The organism is Bacillus pfraonensis (genome assembly GCF_050768835.1).
GTDB classification, from domain to species: domain Bacteria; phylum Bacillota; class Bacilli; order Bacillales; family Bacillaceae_G; genus Bacillus_A; species Bacillus_A pfraonensis.
In genome coordinates this window covers 185,267-208,596 of the sequence record NZ_JAHCDO010000009.1, presented here as the reverse complement: position 1 = coordinate 208,596, position 23,330 = coordinate 185,267, and the positions used below count along the sequence as shown (strand labels likewise).

At 34.0% G+C, this 23,330-nt stretch carries 19 protein-coding genes, 2 pseudogenes and 1 riboswitch; of the genes and pseudogenes, 4 read left to right on the top strand and 17 right to left on the bottom strand.

Annotated features, from left to right (window positions below; translation table 11 throughout):
• Nucleotide 1 precedes the first annotated feature (1 nt).
• Nucleotides 2-1,069 carry a spore coat putative kinase CotS gene (gene cotS, locus KFD70_RS10955; RefSeq protein ID WP_420792348.1) on the bottom strand — a complete coding sequence of 356 codons (1,068 nt, stop codon included), beginning with the start codon at nt 1,067-1,069 and terminating at the stop codon, nt 2-4.
• Nucleotides 1,070-1,075: 6 nt separating this feature from the next.
• Complete coding sequence (locus KFD70_RS10950; RefSeq protein ID WP_336452264.1) at nt 1,076-2,221, bottom strand: glycosyltransferase family 4 protein; 1,146 nt, start codon at nt 2,219-2,221, stop codon at nt 1,076-1,078.
• A gap of 201 nt (nt 2,222-2,422) precedes the next feature.
• On the opposite strand from KFD70_RS10950, the gene cotI reads away from it, so the two are divergent.
• Nucleotides 2,423-3,487: a spore coat kinase CotI gene (cotI, locus tag KFD70_RS10945; protein WP_336452265.1), complete on the top strand. Its 1,065-nt coding sequence runs from the start codon at nt 2,423-2,425 to the stop codon at nt 3,485-3,487.
• Between the two features lie 103 nt (nt 3,488-3,590).
• Here cotI and KFD70_RS10940 read toward each other — a convergent pair whose 3' ends face one another.
• Entirely contained in the window at nt 3,591-4,793 is a 1,203-nt protein-coding gene (locus KFD70_RS10940; RefSeq protein WP_336452266.1) for a M20 family metallopeptidase, read from the bottom strand.
• A gap of 92 nt (nt 4,794-4,885) precedes the next feature.
• Nucleotides 4,886-4,990, bottom strand: a riboswitch (SAM riboswitch).
• 86 nt (nt 4,991-5,076) lie between these two features.
• A complete protein-coding gene (locus tag KFD70_RS10935; protein ID WP_336452267.1) occupies nt 5,077-7,386 on the bottom strand; it encodes an AAA domain-containing protein in 2,310 nt (769 codons plus the stop codon).
• Between the two features lie 370 nt (nt 7,387-7,756).
• Between KFD70_RS10935 and KFD70_RS10930 the strand changes: the two genes are divergently transcribed.
• Nucleotides 7,757-8,149, top strand: coding sequence for a VOC family protein (locus KFD70_RS10930; RefSeq protein ID WP_336452268.1), 393 nt, complete (start codon nt 7,757-7,759; stop codon nt 8,147-8,149).
• A 60-nt stretch (nt 8,150-8,209) separates the two neighbouring features.
• Here the strand turns inward: KFD70_RS10930 and cuyA are convergent, their stop codons facing one another.
• Complete coding sequence (gene cuyA, locus KFD70_RS10925) at nt 8,210-9,205, bottom strand: D-cysteate sulfo-lyase (protein ID WP_336452269.1); 996 nt, start codon at nt 9,203-9,205, stop codon at nt 8,210-8,212.
• Nucleotides 9,206-9,407: 202 nt separating this feature from the next.
• Here cuyA and KFD70_RS10920 point away from each other — a divergent pair.
• Both KFD70_RS10920 and KFD70_RS10915 read left to right on the top strand, forming a co-directional pair.
• Nucleotides 9,408-9,772: pseudogene (locus tag KFD70_RS10920) on the top strand (class I SAM-dependent methyltransferase); the annotation flags it as partial.
• 39 nt (nt 9,773-9,811) lie between these two features.
• Nucleotides 9,812-10,852, top strand: a complete 1,041-nt coding sequence (locus tag KFD70_RS10915; RefSeq protein WP_336452270.1) for a serine hydrolase domain-containing protein — start codon at nt 9,812-9,814, stop codon at nt 10,850-10,852.
• Between the two features lie 242 nt (nt 10,853-11,094).
• On the opposite strand, the gene KFD70_RS10910 is transcribed toward KFD70_RS10915, so the two are convergent.
• The 12 genes and pseudogenes from KFD70_RS10910 to KFD70_RS10855 all read right to left on the bottom strand — a co-directional run bounded on the left by KFD70_RS10910 (nt 11,095) and on the right by KFD70_RS10855 (nt 23,330).
• Nucleotides 11,095-12,333, bottom strand: coding sequence for a DUF4073 domain-containing protein (locus KFD70_RS10910; protein ID WP_336452271.1), 1,239 nt, complete (start codon nt 12,331-12,333; stop codon nt 11,095-11,097).
• A gap of 280 nt (nt 12,334-12,613) precedes the next feature.
• Nucleotides 12,614-12,961 carry a DUF4260 domain-containing protein gene (locus KFD70_RS10905; protein ID WP_336452272.1) on the bottom strand — a complete coding sequence of 116 codons (348 nt, stop codon included), beginning with the start codon at nt 12,959-12,961 and terminating at the stop codon, nt 12,614-12,616.
• A gap of 112 nt (nt 12,962-13,073) precedes the next feature.
• Nucleotides 13,074-13,745 (bottom strand): ABC transporter ATP-binding protein, encoded by a 672-nt coding sequence (locus KFD70_RS10900; protein WP_336452273.1) that lies wholly within the window; start codon nt 13,743-13,745, stop codon nt 13,074-13,076.
• Nucleotides 13,745-14,809: an ABC transporter permease gene (locus KFD70_RS10895; protein WP_336452274.1), complete on the bottom strand. Its 1,065-nt coding sequence runs from the start codon at nt 14,807-14,809 to the stop codon at nt 13,745-13,747. The genes KFD70_RS10900 and KFD70_RS10895 overlap by 1 nt, the downstream gene beginning before the upstream one ends.
• A gap of 199 nt (nt 14,810-15,008) precedes the next feature.
• The gene (locus KFD70_RS10890) at nt 15,009-15,479 is read right to left on the bottom strand and encodes a YbaK/EbsC family protein (protein ID WP_336452275.1); all 471 of its coding nucleotides are present in this window, start codon (nt 15,477-15,479) and stop codon (nt 15,009-15,011) included.
• Between the two features lie 168 nt (nt 15,480-15,647).
• Nucleotides 15,648-16,328: an HAD family hydrolase gene (locus tag KFD70_RS10885; protein WP_336452276.1), complete on the bottom strand. Its 681-nt coding sequence runs from the start codon at nt 16,326-16,328 to the stop codon at nt 15,648-15,650.
• A 132-nt stretch (nt 16,329-16,460) separates the two neighbouring features.
• Nucleotides 16,461-16,628 (bottom strand): annotated as a pseudogene (locus tag KFD70_RS10880) (ATP-binding protein); the annotation flags it as partial.
• A gap of 43 nt (nt 16,629-16,671) precedes the next feature.
• Nucleotides 16,672-17,295, bottom strand: coding sequence for a response regulator transcription factor (locus tag KFD70_RS10875; RefSeq protein ID WP_336452277.1), 624 nt, complete (start codon nt 17,293-17,295; stop codon nt 16,672-16,674).
• A complete protein-coding gene (locus tag KFD70_RS10870) occupies nt 17,264-18,847 on the bottom strand; it encodes an ATP-binding protein (RefSeq protein WP_336452278.1) in 1,584 nt (527 codons plus the stop codon). The genes KFD70_RS10875 and KFD70_RS10870 overlap by 32 nt, the downstream gene beginning before the upstream one ends.
• 78 nt (nt 18,848-18,925) lie before the next feature.
• A complete protein-coding gene (locus KFD70_RS10865) occupies nt 18,926-20,896 on the bottom strand; it encodes an FtsX-like permease family protein (RefSeq protein WP_336452279.1) in 1,971 nt (656 codons plus the stop codon).
• A 23-nt stretch (nt 20,897-20,919) separates the two neighbouring features.
• Entirely contained in the window at nt 20,920-21,675 is a 756-nt protein-coding gene (locus KFD70_RS10860) for an ABC transporter ATP-binding protein (protein ID WP_336452280.1), read from the bottom strand.
• Between the two features lie 278 nt (nt 21,676-21,953).
• Nucleotides 21,954-23,330 carry a sensor histidine kinase gene (locus tag KFD70_RS10855; RefSeq protein WP_336452281.1) on the bottom strand — a complete coding sequence of 459 codons (1,377 nt, stop codon included), beginning with the start codon at nt 23,328-23,330 and terminating at the stop codon, nt 21,954-21,956.

Genomic DNA, 23,330 nt, shown 5'->3' with positions numbered 1-23,330 from the left:
TTTATTTCCCTCCGCTTCCACTTTTAATTACATGAAAAATATCAGGAAAATTTTGTAGAAATTCCTCTTTTGAATCCTCCAAAGCAATAATATTTTGTAATGCCCAAATATATTTTTCGTCAGACCAAGACCTCTTCTGCGCCAAGTAATATTTATGAGCAATTGCACAAAATGAATGCGGGAATGATAATTCTGTCCAAAGAACACGATATTGTTCTTGTGACAAGGGATTCTCAGAATCATAGGCCTTCAACATATGAACAGCAAAGTCAGTATCCCAAACTGACATTTTTTTCATTACTTTATTTAAAATAATACGTAAATCTCGAACTGGTAAATCATTTGTAATAGAGTGTAACTCCTTCATAAAAACAGTGTCTTCCATTTCTGTAAATCTCGCTAAAGTAAAATCTTGTTGACAAAAACCTTTTGATGCGATAACTTCCTTTGTCCATTGGCTATAGTATGGCTCATCAATTTCTTGTAATGCTTTCTTACCACGCGCTAACATTTTATCTGCATACTCTAAAAACATGATTGAAAATGGATCATTTGGAAAAGAAAGAGCAATCCTTTTATTTCCTTCTAATTCTTGTAATTTCCATCTATACAACTTATGCCACTTTCCTAATCGACTTCGTATTTTACTTTCTGGTTCTGAAATATATCCCTCGGATGCTCGTTGAAATTGCCCTGCATATATAAGCACTTTTTCTAGTTGTTCTTTACTGTAATAAATGATTTCCTTTCCCTGATGTTTATCATATAGTACATATGCATAATCACCAGCCCCAATACAAAAAGCCCCTCTCTTCGTCTTATGAAGCTTTGTAATTGGCAAACCATTGTTTAAAAGGTGTAAATGTGCTCCTGCAACAAATAACATTCTTTTGGGGTTCATATGTGCTTGTTTTAATATTTTTACCCCTTCATTTGTTTCTACTTCCCAAATTGTTCTTCCACTTCTGCTTGATTGTAACGTAATATTATTCGGCTCAAATGGATAAAATTGCAGTACTTTCTCTAAATGTTCATACTCTAAACTAGTTTCCTCTCCCAATTCCCTCATCCTCTCTTACTTCTTTCTAGATACTTCTTCATATACGCCAAGTAAATTCATAGCAACACGATTCCAACTGAAATCCTTCTCAACTTTTAATCGTCCATTTCTTCCCATTTGTTCGCACTTGCTTCTATTATTTAATAGATTAATAATCTTTTCAGCATATACATCAGGATTCTCGAAGTCATGCACAATATAACCATTTTTCCCTTCAACGATTACTTCTGGGTTACCACCCCGGTTACTCGTAATAATAGGTAAACCTGCAGCCATCGCTTCATAATGCACCCTAGCTAGCGGCTCTTGCCACTGTGAAGAACAAACGAAAAGATCTGACATCGCATAGAGAGTCGGTATATCCTTCGGCTTTACGAATTTAATAAAAGTTACATGTTCTTTATACATCGCACCTAATGTATACAAATGCTTCACATAATTATTTAAGTTGTCATCCCCAAACCATTTTGACCCAATAAAAACCATCATAATATCTGGGTGCTGTTCAATAATTTTGGGAAGTGCTTGTAGCAATATATGAGGTCCCTTTACTTTACTCAATCGACCAACAAATAAAACTACTTTTTTATTCTGGAAATTCAACTCTTTTTGAACATCTCTTCTTACTGCTTTCCCCCTCGCTGTCCAAGCAGGAGTATATTGATCTAAATCTACACCCGAATATACTGTCTTTGTCTTATTTTTCGCTGCTGGGAAACGAGAAGTAATTGTCTTACCAATATAATCACTTACTGTTACAATTTTTGAAACGACTGAAAGACATGCCTCCCCTTCCTCATCACTTATTTTTTCATATGCAAACATCTCATTATGCACACTTAATACAAATTTTGTTTTTGGCGCAGCATCGTATAAAACTTTCATCCAGTTTGGACGATTACATAAATGAACTACATCATAATTTTCCTTGCTTATATGTTCAACAATACGAGGAACATACTCATCTTCTGAAAAACGTATATACCGAACACCTTCTCTTTTTTCAAAATCTTTCAAATCCGGATCATTTATTGAAATAATTGTCACATCTTTTCCTTTTGAAGCAATAATAGAAGCAACGGCATCCATATAAATTTGAATAGCTCCTCCTCGTATTGCTGGTACGGGTAGTTTTTCAGTAGATATTATTGCAATTTTCATACGTTAACCCTCCATTTCACAAAGAATACAACCCTCTTCAACATATGTTACGAAAAAGCTCTTACCATTGTGAGTAATCGAGCACCTTTTTCCAAATACCAAACACAAAATAGGTAAAAGCTCTACTTTTTATCCTTACAGGCGAATGGCTAGAACAACCAATTGTCTTGTACCATAAAGTAATAAGAGAATGTATAAAGGATGGTGACATATATGGAAAAACACACAGAAGAAGCAGAATATATATTATCGCCTGAAGAGGAGAGCAAATTACTATCGTTAGCTGAAACAATGATTCAAGATTGGGATATTACTGTAAATGCCATTGAATTAATACAGGGGGGACAACTTGCATTAGTATGGAAAATTCATACACCGGATGGACCTGTTTGTTTAAAAAGAATTCATCGTCCAGAAAAGAAAGCGTTATTTTCTATTCATGCACAAGATTATCTTGCAAAAAAAGGAATGCGTGTTCCAAGTATTATTCCTAACAAAAATAATCAGTTATACACAAAACATGGCCCATTTTTATTTGTCGGATACGAATGGATTGAGGGAAGACCTTTCGAACTTACTATGCAAGAAGACCTTGAAATGATTATGAAGGGATTAGCTGACTTCCATCTTGCGTCTATTGGTTACAGGCCACCACCAGGGGTTCCTATTTTCACAAAACTAGGACGTTGGCCAAACCATTACATCAAGAGATTCCAACAAATGGATGTTTGGAAGAACTTAGCTGAAAATACTAAGGAAGATCCATTTTCGCAATTGTACTTAGCTGAAATTGATCCTTTTATTCTAGAAGCACAACATACACTTCAGCGACTATTAGCTTCTGAATATACAACCTGGACAAATCAATTACAATCAAACCCTAACCTGTGCCATCAAGATTACGGTACAGGAAATTCCCTTCTTGACCCAAATAATCAAATTTGGGTAATTGATTTAGATACCGTGTCTTTTGATCTTCCGATTCGTGATTTGCGTAAAATGATTATTCCTTTATTAGATACAACGGGAGTTTGGAATGAGGATCAATTTAATATTATGATTAACGCTTACGAATCAATTTCTCCTCTAACAGCTGAACAAAAAAAGATCATGTTTATCGATATGCTATTTCCATATGAACTTTACGATGTAATTCGTGAAAGATATGTTAGAAAATCTCCTCTTCTTGCTGATGAACTCGCCGGCGCTATGGAATATGAGAGAATAAAATCTAAAGCTTTAAATACTTTAATTGAGAAATTTTAAAATCTAGTACGTGAAACTAAAAAATAAGAAGCCTACCAAATAGATGTTAGGCTTCTTCTACTATCATTTTTCAATTTCTAAGTCTAAAAACTATATTTCTACATCACTGATTTCGCTGCGCTTCTTTAAATTCTTCCTTAATTTGAGCAAGTGTTCCTTCTTCTGTAATTAATCTGTATGCTGCATACGCTAATGCTTTTGCAGATGTAATTAATGCTTTATCGCCAAGTTCCGAACGAGCTGCTTCTCTAAATTCATTCGTATGAGCAATTAAATTGTCTGGACCAATTTTAATGTAAGGATGAATTGTTGGTACGACTTGACTTACATTCCCTGCATCTGTTGAACCGATTCCAAGTCTCTCTTTACGATTTACATCTTCACCAAGGTTTTCTAATTCCTCAGCAATCACTTCATTAAATGTTTTTGTTACTAATAATTCATCAATTTCATTTTGGAACTGATTGATTTTTACTGTTGTTCCTGTTGCTAATGCGGATCCCTGTGCAATATTTCGTACCTTTTCAGTTACTTCAGCACATCTTTTACGCGTTGCTGCGCGAATGAAAAAGCGAGCTGCTGCGTAATCTGGAATAATATTCGGCGCCTTTCCACCTTCAGTAATGACACCATGAATTTTCACATCTGCTGGAAGTTGTTGGCGAAGTGCATTAATCCCACTGTAAAGCTGAATAATCGCATCTAATGCATTAATTCCTTCCTCTGGTGATGCTGCCGCATGTGCAGACTTTCCATAAAAATGAAAATCAAGTGGATCAACTGCTAGCGATGGACTTGTTGTTGCTGTTTTTCCACTCGGGTGAATCATAAGTGCTGCATCGATATTGTTAAACAAACCTGCTTTCACATAACTTGCTTTGGCACTTCCATTTGGTCCACCTTCTTCTGCTGGTGTTCCAAATACGACGATTTCACCTCCAATTTCTTCAATTGTTTCTGATAATGCAATCGCTGCCGCAACACTTATTGTGCCAATTAAATTATGACCACACGCATGACCTAATCCAGGCAAAGCGTCATACTCTGCTAAAAAAGCAATTGTAGGTCCTTGCTTCCCTGAGCTTTTCCGTGCGATAAAGCCTGTTTCATGTCCTGCTATATTGTGTTGCAGTTGAAAACCTGCACTTCCTAGTAATAAGCTTAATGTTCTTGATGCAAAGAATTCTTGATTACCAATTTCAGGGTTCTCATGTATATCATGACTTGTTTTTACATACGTCTCTTTATTTCTTTCTATGCTTTCAGTAATACTATTTCGGTGTGACGTTACTTGTTTTGTTGTCATTTTCCTATTCCTCCTTTAAATTTACATATAAAAAAGCCTCTCTCTAAAAGATAGAAAGAGGCTTGAAAAATACAGATTCAAAAATGCCTTCTTTCTTATCTTTCAAGTCTTTCACTTGCTGGAATTGGCACAGTATTCATATTGAATCCGCTGCCGAGGTTTCATAGGGCCAGTCCCTCTACCTCTCTTGATAAGAAAATCGTTTTTATTTTCATAAAATTATATTAAATTATTTTCATTCTAGTTTTATTCCGACTAAATGTCAAGGAATTCCGATTTGATTTTACCGAATATCTAAAAATCCTTTTAAAACGCCAATCGTTTCAGGAGTATGCATTCTCGCACATATATAAGGGAATTCTGGACTTCCTTCAAACGTCATTTGTGACGTTAACGGCGCACCTACCCAAAAGATTTCATCATCAATACATATAAATGGAAGTGATTTATTTTGTCTTTGTACTCTTACATTTTTTAATGGAATGGGTCCATCGCTATATATTGTGACTTGCGCCACTGTACGCATTAATGCCTGCCATACTCTTTTATCTACCTGTCTTGTACTTGGAAGCGAAATAATAATTTTTTGTTTTGCTGACAAAATATCTTTTAACAATACTTTTGTCTCTTCCAAATTCATTTGCATAAACCATCTCAAGCGCTTTGTAATTTTTCGTTCGAACAACGGACGTGATGACCTGCGATCATACACATTTCCGTGTCTTTCTATGTGAGAAGTTAAATGAGATAACGCTTGTTTTCTCGAAAGATTTTTCCGCATATATTGGCAGTCCGATAACTGAATGAACTTCCCTCTTGCCCTCGTTACCGCAACGTTTACAAGACGATGATTTTTATGATCAAAAAATAACACACCAGGTCTTTCTTGCGGATAACTATCTACTGTATCAAATATCATCATGTCTCGTTCAGACCCTTGAAATTTATGAACAGTTGCCGCTAAAACAGGTGTATTTCGATACTTTGTTTTTTGCAATAGTTCTCTTATGCATGTTGATAAGAAACGGGACTGTGCGCGATATGGTGTGACAACTCCAATGGATTGAACACCATCTAATAAACCGATTAAAATCATTTGCATCGCAACAAGACCGGACATCATATTAAAACGTGAACCAGAAGCTGCATCTTTTAAAGAATAGGCTCCCATCAAACTAGTATCAAATAGAGCAGTCGCTTCATTTGCAAATGGCTGTAATTCCGCTAATTCCTGCCTTGCCGAAACAGAAGGATGGTCGAACACTCTATTCTTATAAATAAATGAGTTTGTAAATTTAGATATATCCTCATGCATCCGTCTTTGTTCTTGCAGCATAAATAAATTTGGATGTGCTTCATAACTATTTACAGATTGGACAATGCCAGCATGATAAAACATATCTTCCCCTAGCCATTTTCTAACAAGCTCATGGTTTGCCATCGCAATTGGAGGCAACTGTAAAAAGTCACCACAAACGACAATTCTTTTACCAAGAGAAGCAGCTAATGCGAGTTGCGGCACATATGCCATACTCACTTCATCTACAACAACTAAGTCAAATGTTCGCTCATAAATAAGAGAATCAATTGCGCATTTGGATAGCGTCGCACCAATTACTTTTGCATTTTCAATATATTCTCTTTCTACTTCTTTAATTTTCGCTCTTTGTTTTCTGAGGTCTCCTTCAATTTCTTGCATACGCTTTTTATCAGAAGCAGTTGCTTTATACGATAAGATTTTTTGTCGAAGATCTTGACGCATTTCCTCTAAATAGAGCTTTTCTTCTCCCCATGATCCATTCGTTGTTTCCACTAGTCTAGAAGCTAGTAATGTATCATGATTCCGTATATGTTCATGTTGGCTAAATCCATACCGGACGATTTCTCCTGGTGTCCATTTTTCTTTCTTTTCGATTTGCTTTGTTACTTCACTCATTAATACATCAACCGCTGCATTACTATGAGCAAGTACAAGTACTGATTTTCCTTTTTGATAATGCGCGGAAATAATACGTGATAAATTATAAGATTTCCCCGTTCCTGGTGGTCCCCACACATACGTCGTCCTATTGTAAAAAGAACGATATGCCAGTTCATTCTTCGGATTTTTCATCTTCTCTATATGCTTTGGCGTACTCTTTCCATCTAAAAGACGTTTTACACGCTGACGCTTTTGCTTATCTTTTCGAACCTCTTTCAAACGTTCTTGTAGCTGTTCTAATAGCTGCCATGGTTCACTATATAAAACCGCTTCTCTTATTTCGCCTTGTATATAATCATTTAATTTTAGTTCAATTTCTAATCCATGTACAGATAATACTTCTCCGGTTGCTTCCTCACCATCAAATTCAATTCGAATGGGAGTACCATCAGGTAAGCTTACTTCCGAAATAAGCTGAAACACATACACCGTACTTTCATAATCTGTATATAGAAAACGACCATTGATAATAGATAGTTTACTACCGCCTATCGTTTTCCAATGTTTAATTTCATATGCTAACGCTTGATGCCACTCTTTCATCGTTTCCGTTAATGAAGGAGTTTGCGAAGTTGTGTTCATCTTTTTGTCTCCTTCCTTCTCTCCAAACATACTTTCTCACTATATCATAGAACGCCATACAATTTGTAAGGTTTTTATCTTGCTTATTTTCTTAATTTTCAATATTATGATACATATGAAATTTATCCCGCACTAACGGGCAGTAATACCCCACCTCAAAATTCGGTGCAAGCAATGTCCCGCTCTAGTGGCTAGAATCTCCGGTCGTTTCGCTGAGGCAAAAAGCATCTCTCTGTCAGGGGCGCGGGCGTCCTGGATTCTGAACGAGCCGCTTCCGCTTTTCTAAAGAAGTTAGGCGGGAGATAAACTGCCCGTAAATGCCCGATTGGTGAGGGCTGATAATCAGTTGGGGATGCTCCCACTGATTAAAGTTTCACTTTATAGAAAGAAGGAATTCATCATGCCAATAAGAAGAATCGAACATGTCGGAATCATGGTTGCAAACTTAGAAACATCGATCTCATTTTATGAAAAAGTGGTTAGGCTAAAACTGATCAAACGTATGGGGCACCCAAATCCAAACTTAAAACTCGCTTTTTTAGGTGTAGAAGAATCACAAGAAACAATTCTTGAATTAATTGAAGGCTATAACCCTTCTCTTCCAACAGAAGGAAAAGTACATCACATTTGCTTTAAAGTGGATTCATTAGAGGATGAAATTGAACGACTAAAAAAATTAGAGGTTACTTTTTTATTAAGTAAAGAAATTGAAACATTACCTGATGGAACGCGTTATATTTTCTTCGCTGGTCCTGACGGAGAGTGGATTGAGTTTTTTGAGACGGAGAGATAATTATACTTCTTTTCAATAAAAAATCAGCACCACTTATTTTGGTGCTGATTTTCTTACATATTAGGAAAATAGTGATGTATTCGCATATAGCGCAGGTGAACCGCCTGAATGTACAAATAAAATGTTATCTTCTTTCTTAAATGTACCTTTTCTGATTAAGTCTATTAGTCCCGCTACTGCTTTTCCTGTATATACTGGATCTAGTAAAATCCCTTCTGTTTTTGCTAAAAGCTGAACAGCTTCTACCATTTCAGATGTTGGTAATGCATAACCTGGCCCAACATATTCCTCAAAACATGCCACTGCCTCACGCGGAATAAAGTTTGGAATGCCAACGTGTGCTGAAGTTTCTTCTACAAGCTTACATACTTTTTCTTCTTGTTCAGCTTTTCCGCGGCTCACATTGATTCCGATTACCGGTATCCCCGTTTGATTTCCATAAAATCCAGTGATTAAACCAGCATGCATACCTCCGCTACCACTTACACAAACGACCGCATTAAAATCAATTCCTTGCTCAAACGATTGCGCCATAATTTCCTCTGCACAAGCAATGTATCCCATTGCACCGGTAGGATTAGATCCTCCAACTGGAATGACGTATGGTGTATCTCCTTTTTCGGTTACTTCTTTCGCTACTTTTTGCATCTCATCCATAAGGTCAGTTCCGTTTGGCACAACGATTACATTTTCAGCACCTAATAAATGATATAAGAAGTAATTCCCATTAAAATCTGGTTTTTCTTCCGGTTCAAGTCCTTCTTCTAATACAAGAATGCACTTCATTTTCTCTTTTACCGCAGCCGCTAATGTTAATCGGCAATGATTGGACTGAATACCACCAGCAGTAATTAGCGTATCTGCACCTTTCGCTTGTGCATCCGCCACAAGGAATTCTAATTTTCTCGTTTTATTTCCGCCAGCTGTTAAACCAAGTAAATCATCTCGCTTAAAATAAATAGAAGGTCCTCCTAGCACTTCAGAAAAATGATTTAGTTTTTCAATTGGCGTGTATGATTCTGTGTATTTTTTTCTAGGGAATTTTGCTAAGTTCATATTCTTTCTCCTTTATATCTCTCTTCATTCTCTAATTGCTGCTCTCCGCTATATGTATGGGGATTAAAGCAAATTATTTTCAGGAAACATTTTTCAGTATACTGGATTCATCCAAGTAAAGCGACTCTAATGATGAAAAACACTGTTAAAAAATATAAAAAAGAGCTTTTCCCATAAATAAAGTCGTTTCATATTTTAATGCGATACACCTAAAATTTTTAATGACTATATAGCTAAAGATTTAATTTCACAAATAGAATATAACGTCATCAAAAGAGAATATGGTTAAAGACATACAAGTTTTTCAACAAAGATATAGCGCAAAAATTCAAAGAAAATAAAGAAGAAATATTAAAATGGATTACATAGATTTAACTTTCTCCAACGCCCTTAACACGTGCTGCCTATTGTGAAAAAGTATTACTTAATGAAGTTATATTAGGATTAAAACAATATGTCATACATGGTGCCGGGTTAGATACTTTTAGCTTTCGACATCTAGAATTCAAAAACATCCTAAAAATATTTGAAATTGATCCCCCTGCTACACAGGAATTTAAAAGGAAATTCGCATTAAAATGAGAAATAATACATTACTATCGATTTATGAGGGGGATTATGTTGAGCAATCAAGTTTTAAATCTTACTAAAACAATTCATAACATAATAGATAAGCAATTTTCTGGAGCTATTTACATCAAGGATAACCATGAAGTCCTATTTGAATCCGCATTTGGTTATGCGAACAGAGCTGATCAAAAATTGAATACTGTTCATACACGCTTTGGAATTGCATCTGGCTGTAAGTTGTTTACAACTGTTGCGATTTGCCAACTCGTTGAAAAAGGTTTACTATCCTTCGAAACTCGTCTTGAAGATTGTTTGAACATACAATTTCCGCATTTTAACAAAGACATAACGATTCATCACCTTTTAACTCACAGTTCTGGAATACCAGACTATTTTGATGAACAAGTAATGAATAACTTTGAAGACCTTTGGAAACAAACACCTATGTATCTTTTGAATGACGTAAAAGATTTTCTTCCTTTATTTCAAAATGGGGAGATGATATTCCAACCTGGAGAAAAATTCCACTACAATAATGCTGGATTTATTGTTTTAGGTTTAATTGTGGAACAACAATCAGGACTTTCTTTTACCGACTATATTAAAGCAAATCTCTTCCAACGATGTGGAATGAATGATTCAGGATATTTCCCTTTAGACCGACTCCCTAAAAACACTGCCTATGGGTACATAGATAATAAAGATGGAACATGGAGAACAAATATCTACTCGATTCCAATAAAAGGTGGAGCTGATGGAGGCGCTTTTATCACACCATCAGATATGATCAAATTTTGGGAGGCATTGTTTACTCATCAGCTTTTAAGTAAAGAATGCACAGAAACACTTTTAAATTCACAAATCCATGTGAAAGATGGGGTAGATTATGGATATGGACTTTGGATTACTAAAAACGAAGAATCTATAATTAAGTATCATGTAATGGGATATGACCCTGGCGTAAGCTTCCATTCTGCTTTTTATCCTAAATCAGGAATCAAGTTAGCAATCCTTTCAAATAAAAGTTCTGGAGCCTTTGAAGTAATGAAGGGAATCGAGAAAATTTTTGAGATATAATTAAACTTTTTTATCAAGGCAATTCGTATCAATTTGAATAAACCTTATACTAAAGCAACATCAATACGTATACCGTCGCTGGTACACACCGCTTGAATAGTCGTCAAACAAAGATTATAGAGCAAAAGGGTGATACATATTATACATGACTAATATGTATCACCCTTTATTTTTATAGATTTATATCATTTAGATCTTTATACTTGTAAAGAACGCCCTTTATATAAGGCAGAGTGTTTGTACTATTCATTAGCTAAGAACCGAACAATTTGCGTTAAACCAGGTTGCAAATTCATTTCCCCTTTATGACGTACATATACCGTTTGATCCCCTTCAAACTTAGGGAGGTGTGCTGGATTATACGTATGCCATTCATTCGTTCCTTCTATAGCATATTCCATATACTGCGTTGCACCAACAATCAAATTCTTTATATCATCAGCTGTTACATCTGGTGCCATTTGCGTAATCTTTCCATCATGAATCGATAACTTTTTAATCGCTTTATCACGTTTATAATCATAAGCAGTTACCATTACATCGTTACCATACGCTTTCACCTGTAATCCTTGCTTGAAAGAATAATCATCCGGTGCTACCTTCTCACCACCGTTCGGTCCGGCTGACATCCAGCCCGTTTCAATACCGCCCGTATTAACCACTGTAAACCCGCGTTCATCTCCGCCTTCAAATTTCTTTTTCCCAGCCCAATCCGGTAAATTTAAGTCCCAATGCGTGTGGCTTGTAAAGAAAACAACTTGAGGATAGTCTTTTAAAATATCGTATAACTTATCTACATTTAAATAATCTTGTAAATACGGTGATTGACGTGATCCCGATACAGTATCAGGAAGAACATGATGAGAGAAAATGAAGATTGGTTTATTTTTATCTTTTTGACTATACAGTTCTAAATTTTGTTTAAGCCAGCCAAGCTGTTCATCACTAAGATATACCTCATCCCACATTTTTGGATCATGATATTTCATATATTTCTCTGTTCCTAGAAATAAAAGAGGATATCCATCTAATTCTTTTTTATGATATACCTTTTCTTCACCACTGAATTGTAAATATCGGTCAAATAGTGATTGTTCTGATATACCATTTGGCCATGTATTTTGAGCAAGTTTACCGTCAGCTGTCCATTTTGGTGCGTAAAACTCATGGTTTCCTACTGTAGACCAAACATTTTCTGGGAGCTTATTTTTATGTAATACACGTTTCACATCATCGTATTGGTATTGCAATCCTGTCCCTGTAATATCACCATTCATAATTAAAGCACGGTAATGAGGCGTTACTTTATTCATATCTTTTAATACATGGTCAAAATCCCCTAAGTCCCCTTGAATATCACTCACTACATTGAACATCGTTGCTGATTTTCTCACCCGGTCCTGTTCTTTCGTCTCAGCATTCACTGAAAAAACTGGCAATAATGCTGTAATAGCTGCCAATGATAAAACTGTCTTTTTCACGTGTTCTCCCCCTAATCATATGATAATCCCATTGACACGTGTTGTTTTATTCTCAGATGCTTGTCCCATTCATAGTATAAAGAGAGTTTGTAAAAAGCAGTTAAATACAGTTTTAAGTATTCTTTAAGAAAAACTATTTTTCATATGAATCCCAAAGCAAATTTGCAGTAGGAATATATGAATTCAAGTACAGAAAATATAAATTCTATGTAAAAATGTAAAGAATCATTGTGTGTTTTTTCGTGCAGAAATCATATAACCAACTTGGTATTGTGGTATTTTATAACTTTTGAATGTGAGTATCTTTAAAACCTGTTTTATACTTCAGTCCATATCCTAGCATACGATCCATTCCAATATGAGCCGTCCAAATGAGGCCGATCATCAAAATCACATCTAATTTAAAAAACACCCCAATTCCCACTAGTAATATAGATACTACATATGTATGAAACAAATTATAAATCTGCGCCCCAACCTGGTCATTCAAAAGATATGCAAGCATTGAAATATCTGGTGCTAGAAGCAATAAGAAAAATATAAACCAACTAAAATCACATAATGAATACGTATATATACTTGTGACTAAAACAATAAGCCCTTCAAGATGTATGATTTTCTTTTCCACACTTTCCCCTCCAATCATTCGAATAACAGAATAATAAAATTATTATAACATTTAAAGTTAAATGAATGTAAAAAAGCACAGGAATCTCTCCCTGTGCTTTTCCCTATCATACCTATACTAATTTCCCATCACGCAATGTTAAAATGCGATCACATACATCAAGCATTCTCTCATCATGCGTAATCATAATCGCTGCTTTTTGACTTTCTTTTACTTCTCGTTTCATCATTTCAACAACTTCGCGCCCACGTTTTGAATCAAGGCTTGCTGTTGGTTCATCCGCTAAAATTAAATCTGGATTATTCATGAAAGCACGTGCAATTGCAACCCTTTGTCTTTCACCGCCGGATAATTGATTTGGGTAATGGTTGCTTCTCTGAGATAATCCAAAAGCTGCTAACAAATGATCTGCACGCTTTTCAGATTCTTTTTTGTCTTCTTTCTTTAATTTTGCAATGTAAAGTAATTGTTCTTTCACATTTAAATAGGGAACAAGATTTGCAAATTGAAAAATGAAACCCATCTTTCTTAAACGAATGTCTGTCATTTCCTTTTCTGATAAACGCGTGATATTTTGCTCGCGAATATAAATATTCCCTTTTGACGGCGATAATAACGCTCCCGCAATCGATAATAGTGTACTTTTCCCTGATCCAGAGGGACCAACAATGCCGATAAATTCCCCTGCCTTCACATCAAGTGAAATTGGATATAGAGCCGTTACTTCTGTATTTCCTTCTCCATATACTTTACTTACTTCCTCTAATTTTAATAATGAAGTCATTACATGCCACCTCCAATTGCTTCTAATGCATCAACCTTTAATACTTGATATAAGGAAATAAGCGTTCCAAGAATACTAATAACGATAAAGATTCCTGCATATTGACCAATCATAGCCGTTGTTAATAAAAACGGCATGCTTTCCGGTAAAATCTTTTGCAATCCTTCTACTAATACAATGCTGATCCCCATCGCGACAACAGATAAGAATAATGCTTGCACAACTAAACTATTTGCTAAATACGAATTTTTCGTTCCAATTGCTTTTAGTACGCCTAATTGCTGTGTTTTTTGTAGTGTAATGACATAGAAGAATACACCGATTAATAAGGCAGCAATCACAAGCAAGAATGCAATGATCATCGTTAATGTTCCTTGTTCCTCTTTATACCCTGGAATACTTTGAAGAACTTCTTTTTTCTCGATTACATGTGCATTTTTCACTTCTTTATCCGTACGAAGTGCAATTGCGCTATAATCCTTTTGGTTTGGCTGCGCGATTTCTCCCCATACATCTTGATTCACATACACAACTGGTGTGTGACTAAACATTTGGTCTTTCGTAAAACCAACAATTTTGAATTCTTTTTTAGAGACCGGATCGATAATTGTATCTCCAATATCTATGCCTTTTTCTTTAATTGATTCATCAGCAACCATTTCATCTTGCGCTGTTCCTAATGCATTCCCTTGTACAATCTTTGGTTCTAAGAACGTATCACGTTCGCTTGCAAAAATTGCAATATCAACCTTTTTTGAACTACCCTTCTTTTCATACGTAGAAACTTTTACATGAAATGGTACAGCATCTTTCGCATCTACTTGCCCCACTACCGCATCTACATCTTCTTTCTTCATTTGTGAACGGAGTAATTTATTTTCGGCATCATCTGCTAAAACAAATTTGGCTGCATCCATATTTTGAATGGAAGAGGCATTATCATATGATAAACCATTTGCTAATCCTGAAATCACAAGGACTAAAAATGATAATAAAACCATGATGAGTCCGATTAATCCATATCTTAATTTTGATTGTCTTAATTCACGCAGAGCTAAAAACATTTCGCTCGCTCCTTCCTATTTCTTTCTATGTACTCATCTTAAAAAAGAAATATGAACGGAATATGAACAGAAGATTACAAACAAAGAGACTGCTTTTGTAGCAATCTCTTTTTATTCACTCACTATATTGTTTTTCTTCCTCTAACTTATACTTTAAAATATGTTAATTTGTATTTTTTCATATATCTTCTTATTCTTTTTACTTCACACAAACGACTCGTCCCCGCGTTATTCCTCTTAATTGTACAGGCGTTAATTGAAATACTGCTTTCGGATGCCCCGCAGCTGCCCAAATCTCATGATATTGTAGAAGATCTTCATCAATAAAAGTCGTGATTTCTCGAACATGTCCAAATGGAGGGACACCGCCAATTACAAATCCAGTATGTGTACGAACAAAGTCTGCATCTGCCTTTCCGAGCTTTTCACCAAGCAATTGGCCTATTTTCTTTTCATTTACTCGATTAATTCCACTAGCTACAACGAGAATGGGTTCATTAGAATTTTTCAATTTAAAAATAATCGATTTAGCAATTTGCGCTACCCCACACCCAATGGCATCTGCAGCCTCTTGCGCCGTACGGGTACTTTCTGGCAATTCTACTACTTCATTTTTTAAGCCTAATTCTATTAATTTATTTTGTACAATTTGTGCACTTTCTTTTAACATATTGATCACTCCATTCTGTACCTACTATGTTATTCCACATTTTTATATAACTTCCTATAAAGAAAAACTAAAAAACATTTCTAATAACACGGTCATTCACATTATAAATCGCATTCTTAATAGAAAAAACGCTCAGAGATACACTATCTGAACGCTTTTGTATTTCGCTTATTCAGTTAAAGCTCCGGTTTGTTTCGTAACTTCAGACAATATTCCTTTTAATTCCATTAAATCATTTATTACAAAATCAGCCTGTACAAGTTCATCTTCCTGCGCAAAATCAAAATTACATCCAATTGCAATTAAACCATTATCTTTAGCTGCATTTATATCGGATAGGCGATCTCCAACTACTGCTGCCTGTTTTATATCATATTTTTGTATAATTGTTTTAACTAAATCACCTTTATTAAGCGTTTGGATTTGCTGAATACTACATGTTTCAGTAACCCAATGATCCAATTTATAGTAACTCACAATTGCTTGCAAATACTCCGTTAAACCGTTACTCGCTATGTAAATGGCACAGTGATTCTCTTTTAGATAACTGAAAACTTCCTTTACATGAGGATATAAATCCCCTTTCCCACTTCTTATGTTTTCAACTAATCTTTCCAGAAAATAAGCATCCGTTTGTTCCCTTATTTCATTTGAATGATGAGGTAACAAAGCTTCCCAAACTTTTGGCAAAGGTGCACCCATTATTTCACGGTATTTATCAATAGGGGTTGCTGCATCCCATAAATTGAGTGATCGCAAATGGTTATACGTATCATCAAGTGATAATTCTAAAATTTTTTCTGTTTGAAATAAAGTTCCATCCATATCAAAAATCAGTGCTTGTAACATTTCTTTCTCCCCTTTTTATCATTGCTAAATAACTTCTAAATTTTAATATAAAATTACAGAAATTTCCCTTTTTTATTATCTAGAATGTTTCTCCCCGAAAACGGAATTACTTATTTCAAATAACTCTTCTCATCATTTAAGAATTTCAATTCGAAACTTCGTACCTTCCCCTTTCTTACTCTCCACTGAAATTGTCCCATGATGCAGTTCAACAATTTTCTTCACACTGGATAACCCTAAGCCGCTTCCCTCTATATTACGAGCCCTTGCTATATCCACTTTATAAAACCGATTAAAAATGTACCATTAAATAAAATACATGGAACTCAAGCTCATGGCTTCATTAACAATTTCTATATTGAGGTTGAATATACCCTAATTGTATTCCTTTTGTTACAGCTTCTAATGAGGATGAAACATCTAATTTATTAAATATATGTTGAATGTGGTTTGATATTGTGCGTTCACTAGCATATAACATAGTAGCAATTTCTTTACGCTTATATCCTCCACATAGTAGCTGTAAAATTTGTTTTTCACTATCCGTTAATTCTTCAACATAATCCGTGGACATTGGAAAATAACATGCGCCTTCGTTAATCTTAATTAAAATTTCCAGCAACTTATCTGGCATAATATTTTTATTAATAAAGCCACTTACACCAACTTTTTGAGCTTCATATCGGTAAACAGGTAAATCATAACCTGTTAATATAACTACTTTCGTTTCATATTTACTATCTAAAATACTTTTTGCTATTTCTAAACCATCTTCGCTACTGATATTGTTTAAATTTATATCTACTAAAATAATGTCTGGCTTAAACTCTTTTATGATTGTGATAACATTTTCAACATTTTGCAATGAATAGAATTCATCTATCTCAGGATAATCTTCTAAAGCTATTTCCAAACTTTTTGAAAACAAAGCATGGTCATCTATTAATAAAATATTGATAGGAATCATCTCCTTTCATAGGAATAAAAATAAAAATACATAAACCAGAAGGCTCGCATTTTGAAATTGTCATATTACCGTTTAACAAAAATAGTTGTTCTTTAATAGAATTCAATCCTCTATGTTCATTAGGAATATGATGCTTTCCCATACCCACCCCATTATCTTTTACGATAAGCTCTATTTCGTTATTTTCTTGTACCAAACTCAAAACTAACTGAGAGCATTCAGAATGTTTGAATGCATTTGTTACTAATTCTTTTAAAATTCGATATATAACAAGATTATACGGTTCAACTAAGAATAAATTTTCATTGCAGTTAAAAGATATATCAATATTTTTCATTCCGTACTTTTGCTGGATCATCTCAAGCAAATTGCTATAATTCTTTTTTAATGTGAGTGTCTTTAATAAAGTTGGATGGTATTCTTGCATTTGTACGCGTATAGACTGATTTAAGTCATCCAATGTTCTTACTATTATTTTATGAATTTCTTCTTTGTTAGATTTATTCATCATATTTTTAACCGCTAATATATCTTGCAATATTTCATCATGCAGATAATTAGAAAACTGACTTTTCAACTTCTCCTCTTTCGCTATCTGCAACAGATTGTGAACATAAGAGCTTTCCGGCACAGCTCTGGCTTCTTCTGTATCCACATTTACGATTTTATTTTTTACGTCTTGAAATAATAGTGTAAAATAAAGAAGAACAAACCAAAAAATCGTATGTATAATGATAAAATAGGTAATCATATTAAATCTAAACAGCATCCCAAGGGAACTTATAAAAACAATACAACATAAAAACATGAATACCATTTTTTCTTCTTTTAAAAGAAAATATTGTTTTATAAATAGATGGCTTTTAAAAGCAATGGCATGAATACTGAATAAAGGTAATAGGATCACGATATACCACCCTAAATTACTTAAATATTCAGGGCTTCTTGCAAACAACAGAGCATACACAATAAAGAGAGCGATAAGAATAGCAAAGGATTTAAGTAAATGATTTTTTTCGCTTGTGAAGATAAATTTGATTCGTTTTCGATGTTTCAAAAACAGAAAAATAATACATAAAAAACTAAAAATCCATTGACACAAAAATAAAACGGCAAATAGTTTTTCGTTTATCAATTTCGCAACCAGCGTTGATACACACATAACCTTTAAAATCCAGTCAGTTTCTTTTTTATAAGTATAAATAGAATCTTGGAAAAAGAATACAAGCAAAAATTGTACTGTCTTATATAGAATGACTACACTAAGTAATATACTTAGCGTATAAAAAATGTGATTCCCATTAAGTGTAAGTAAAAATTGCCATGAAGCAAAAAGCAGCAATTTCGAGAATTTTGATAACGTGTTATTTTCTTTTATGTTTACAAAACTAATATAGGCCCCATATATGACCATTATCGTTATAAGTGTTAGTGGAAGTAACTTTTCTGTTCCTGCAATATTCCCTTGCAAAAATTCATAGCATAAAAAAATAATCATACAAAGTTGATTCATTAAAATAAAGATTTGTTTTTGCTCATAATACTTTTTCATAGGCTCACTTACCTTTACTAGATTACATACAGATAAAGCTGATGCTTGTTTATTATCATCAGCTTTATCTGTAAATTTTTACTTTTTATTGTTAAATATAATTTTATAGCAAGCTCTTTTTGTTAACAAATAATAAATGATGTAAACCACTGTAAAAATAGTTACCGCAAAAAGAATCGGTAATATAAAGGCACTGCTTTTTCCTAATAAATCGTCCATTAAAGCAGTTTTATATGCTATCAATGCAAAAATACTATGTGCTATCCCTAATGTATAAGGGATGCTAAATAACGTAAAGATTTCTTTTCTAATTATCTTTTTGATCTTTTTCTTGTTATATCCCATTCTTTGTAAAATAGTAAATTCATCTTTATTTGACATCATACTCGAAAGATTATGGAAATAGAGTATGCTACCTGTTGCAATAAAAAAGATGATAGTAACAAAACTAATGAGCAGAAATGTTGAGCTATTTTGTTCAATAATATAATCATTCTTTTGATAACTACTTGTAAAATAGATATTATCTTTAAATAGTGGAACTAAGTTTTCATAAACTTCTTTGTTATCTCTCATATCTGTTCCGTTCATACTCATCACAGCCTTTTCTGGAAGCCCTAATGCTTTTATTTCTTTGTAAAGTTTGTCAGAAATAATAAGGGTCCCTACACTATTTGCAAATCCAATTGGATTAAGTAATGTAGTCTCTTTCACTTTTACATCCACACTATTCGTAGATGTTACGTTCAAAGTATATGTATTCCCTTTATCTAACTTTTCTTTTTCAGGCCTATATTTCACTAAAATACTTTCATGTTTAGCTAAATTTTCAAATTCTACATTTTTCCCCTGAAAATTTATTAACTCCCTGTAATCCGACTCAGAGATAAGATCAAATCCATGCTCTTTCTTTACACTGTATTCTTTAGGCAAATTTTCAGAAGAGGATGTTCCTTGAATAATAGTTGTTTCTTTATAATTTATGTTTTCTTTTCCAACAGTATCTTGCACAACTTTAATTGCTTTAACAGCCAATTCTTTATCTTCTACTGGAAACTCAATAGCTGACGGTACAATACGTTCTGTAGCAGCAACTGGATAGTAAAGCGTTAGTACAGTGGAGCCAAATATAGCTAAAGTTCCTGTAGCTAATAGAGTTAACAAAATTAAAGTTTTTGCCTTCGAACGGATTTTAAATATAAAGTTCGAAATGATAATAATATTCGATTCCTTATAAAACCATTTTTTCTTTTTCTTCAATTTTTGAATAGCAAAAGGTAAAAAGGAGTGAATAAAGAAAATCGTCCCTAATACCACACTTAACATTGTTACAAGTGCGATTGGTGAAAACCCTATCTTTTTCCACAATGATTCGGTTCCTCTTATAATATCAATAGCTAAGAAATAGCCTATCAAAATCAAGAATAATCCTAATAGGGATAAAAATGTACTAACTTTCACCTGCTTTTCTTCCTTTTTCTCCATGCGTACCAAAGTAAGTAAGGAACTTTTTCGAAGGATTATCCAGTTTGATAAAAATAAGACGGTCAAAACAGCAAATATAAAAATAAAAGTAAATCGTACCGAATCAAGATTAATTAATGGCACTTCAGACGTATTAATGTTTAATTTTAATACTCTAACTATCACCTCGATAATTCCTTTATGAGCAACTGCCCCCAGCACGATACCTACAATTAGAGCAGTAAAACAAATTATTATATTTTCAAAGGTTAGTAATTTTACCATAGTTGACTTTCGATAGCCCAAGAGTGAATAAATTCCCAACTCTTTCATTCTTTTTTTCATAAAGAAAGTATTGGAGTATGACATATAGAATAGTACAAATGCCATAACGAAGATTGCCACCGTTCTCGACATTGTTTCTACTCTACCATCAGACGAAATCTTTTCCATAATAATATCGTTCATGGAAAAAGAAATAAAGGCGAAAAATACCATCAAAACGAAAGCCACTGAAACGAAATAAAACGAATAGAAGGAAAAGTTATTCTTCAAATTCTTTGTTGCTATTGTTAATAATCCCACAGTCGTACCTTCCTTTCACACCCTTAGTTATATCGCTTTTCATCAATTTTTGAGATTTCCTTTAATATCTCTTCAAAAAACTCTTTTCTATCCTTTTCGTTTCTTTTTAATTCTTTTAAAACATTTCCATCCTTGAATATTAGGATTCTACTCGAAAAACTTGCTGCATAAGCGTCATGAGTTACCATTAAAATGGTTGTATGAAAATCCTCATTAACCTCTCTTAACTTTTGAAGTAGCTCTGTTGCAGAGTTCGAATCTAACGCACCAGTTGGTTCATCTGCAAATAGTATACTTGGCTGTTTCGCAATCGCTCTTGCTGCCGCAACCCTCTGTTTTTGTCCTCCAGAAAGTTGACTAGGGTACTTTGATAATTGTTCGAATATGCCAAAACGCTTTGCCAAACTTTCTATAGTCGATTGGATTTCGTTTGGAGATTTGTTTAACAGAGTAAGTGGTACAGCAATATTTTCCTGTACCGTTAAACTATCTAGTAAAAAATACTCTTGAAAAATAAAACCTAAATGATCCTTCCTAAAATCCGCAGTTTTGTTATCATTAAGTGTTTTAATATTGATACCATCTATCAAAACCTCTCCATCTGTCGGTGTATCAATAGTTGATAGTATATTTAATAAAGTTGTCTTCCCAGATCCTGAAGCACCCATAATACCAATAAACTCACCTGATTCAATATTAAAAGATACTTGCTTCAGTCCAGGCAATTGATTATTATTATAAATTTTTGTAACATTTTTCGCGGATAATAATGTATTCATCCTATTTGCTCCTTCCAATTTATTGATATATTAATTTTATTCTTCAATATATAAAGAAGCATGAGTAAAAAACGCAATCTTCTACTTACATTACAAATTCACTTTATTTGTTCTCCCGTTTAACTGTCTCACAGATAACAAAAATTTTTCATTTTCAAATGAATAATCCCAACAATCAATCTCATACGATTTACATATTTTTAACATTTCATCCTCTATATAGCCTCCTATAAAAAAAGACTGATTTAAAGATTCTCTCTTCAAATCAGCCCTTCTCATTATTTAGGAATTTCAATTCGAAATGTTGTACTTTTCCCTTTCTTACTCTCCACTGAAATTGTCCCATGATGCAGTTCAACAATTTTCTTCACAATGGATAAACCTAAGCCACTTCCTTCTACATTACGAGCCCTTGCTGTATCCACCTTATAAAACCGATCAAAAATCCGCTCTATTTCTTCTTGCCCCATACCAATCCCATTATCTGAGATGGAAACCACTACACTCGTTTCCAACTCCCTAGCAGCAAACTCTATCGTTTCGCCTTGATCTGTAAACTTTATACTATTTGTAAATATATTTGTCCAAACTTGATGAAGTAAATTTTCATCGCCTGTTATATTGATGTTAGGCACATCAAATTCAATCGCTATATCTTTTTCACGCCATTTCCATTCGAGCATAAAAATGACATCTTTCATTTGCTTGTGCAAATCAAACTCTTTTATTTGCAGAACCTTTTCCTCTTTATCTAATGAAGCAAGCGTCAGCAACTGTTTACATAAACTAGACATTCGTTTACTTTCAGCTTCAATAATTTGCAAATAATGTTTCCGTTCCGTTTCTGTCATCTTTTCTGACTGTAATGTCTTCGAAAAACCTTGAATAGAAGATAACGGAGATTGAAATTCGTGAGATACGTTGGAAACAAACTCTTGTCTCATTTGATCTAACTCTTTTATACTTTTTGTCATCTTTTTAAAACTTGTAGATAATGTCCCAATTTCATCTTTGCGTCCTTCGTCTAGTTCAATATCATATTCACCACTCGCAATTTTCTGCGTCGCTTTTGTAAATGTTTGAATTGGACGAACGATATAACGCGCTGCAATCGCAATAAAAATGATACTTAATACAACAATAAACCCGAGTAATAGCGCCAAGAAAATCCTCATTTCACCAAACTGCTGCTGAATATCAGGGCGAATAAATAAAGCATATTGCTTATCATCATGTTTCAGCGGAACCCCTACACTATTAATTAATTCATTATCAAAAAAGCCTGTTATAAATAAGCGTGTTGGATAGGTAGAAACACCATTATATGTTTCACCTTGTAAGACTTTGTTAATAGTAGCATCACTAATCTTTATCGTCCGAAAAGCATTCCCAATTCGTTTTCCTTGTTTTTGATCATCTACTACATAAATCTCATACCCTAATTTCGCAATGGAATGTAAATACTCTTCTCGATTTTCTACAGTTTGTTTTTCATATAAATACTTTACTTCCTCTGCATAACGTAAAATCTTTTCACTATTATACGGTTTTAATTTCACTTGATAATATACATTTGTTAATAAAAAACCAATCACACTACTAAGCAGCATGATCCCAATCGTAATCAATACAAATCTTGAATAAAGTGATTTCAT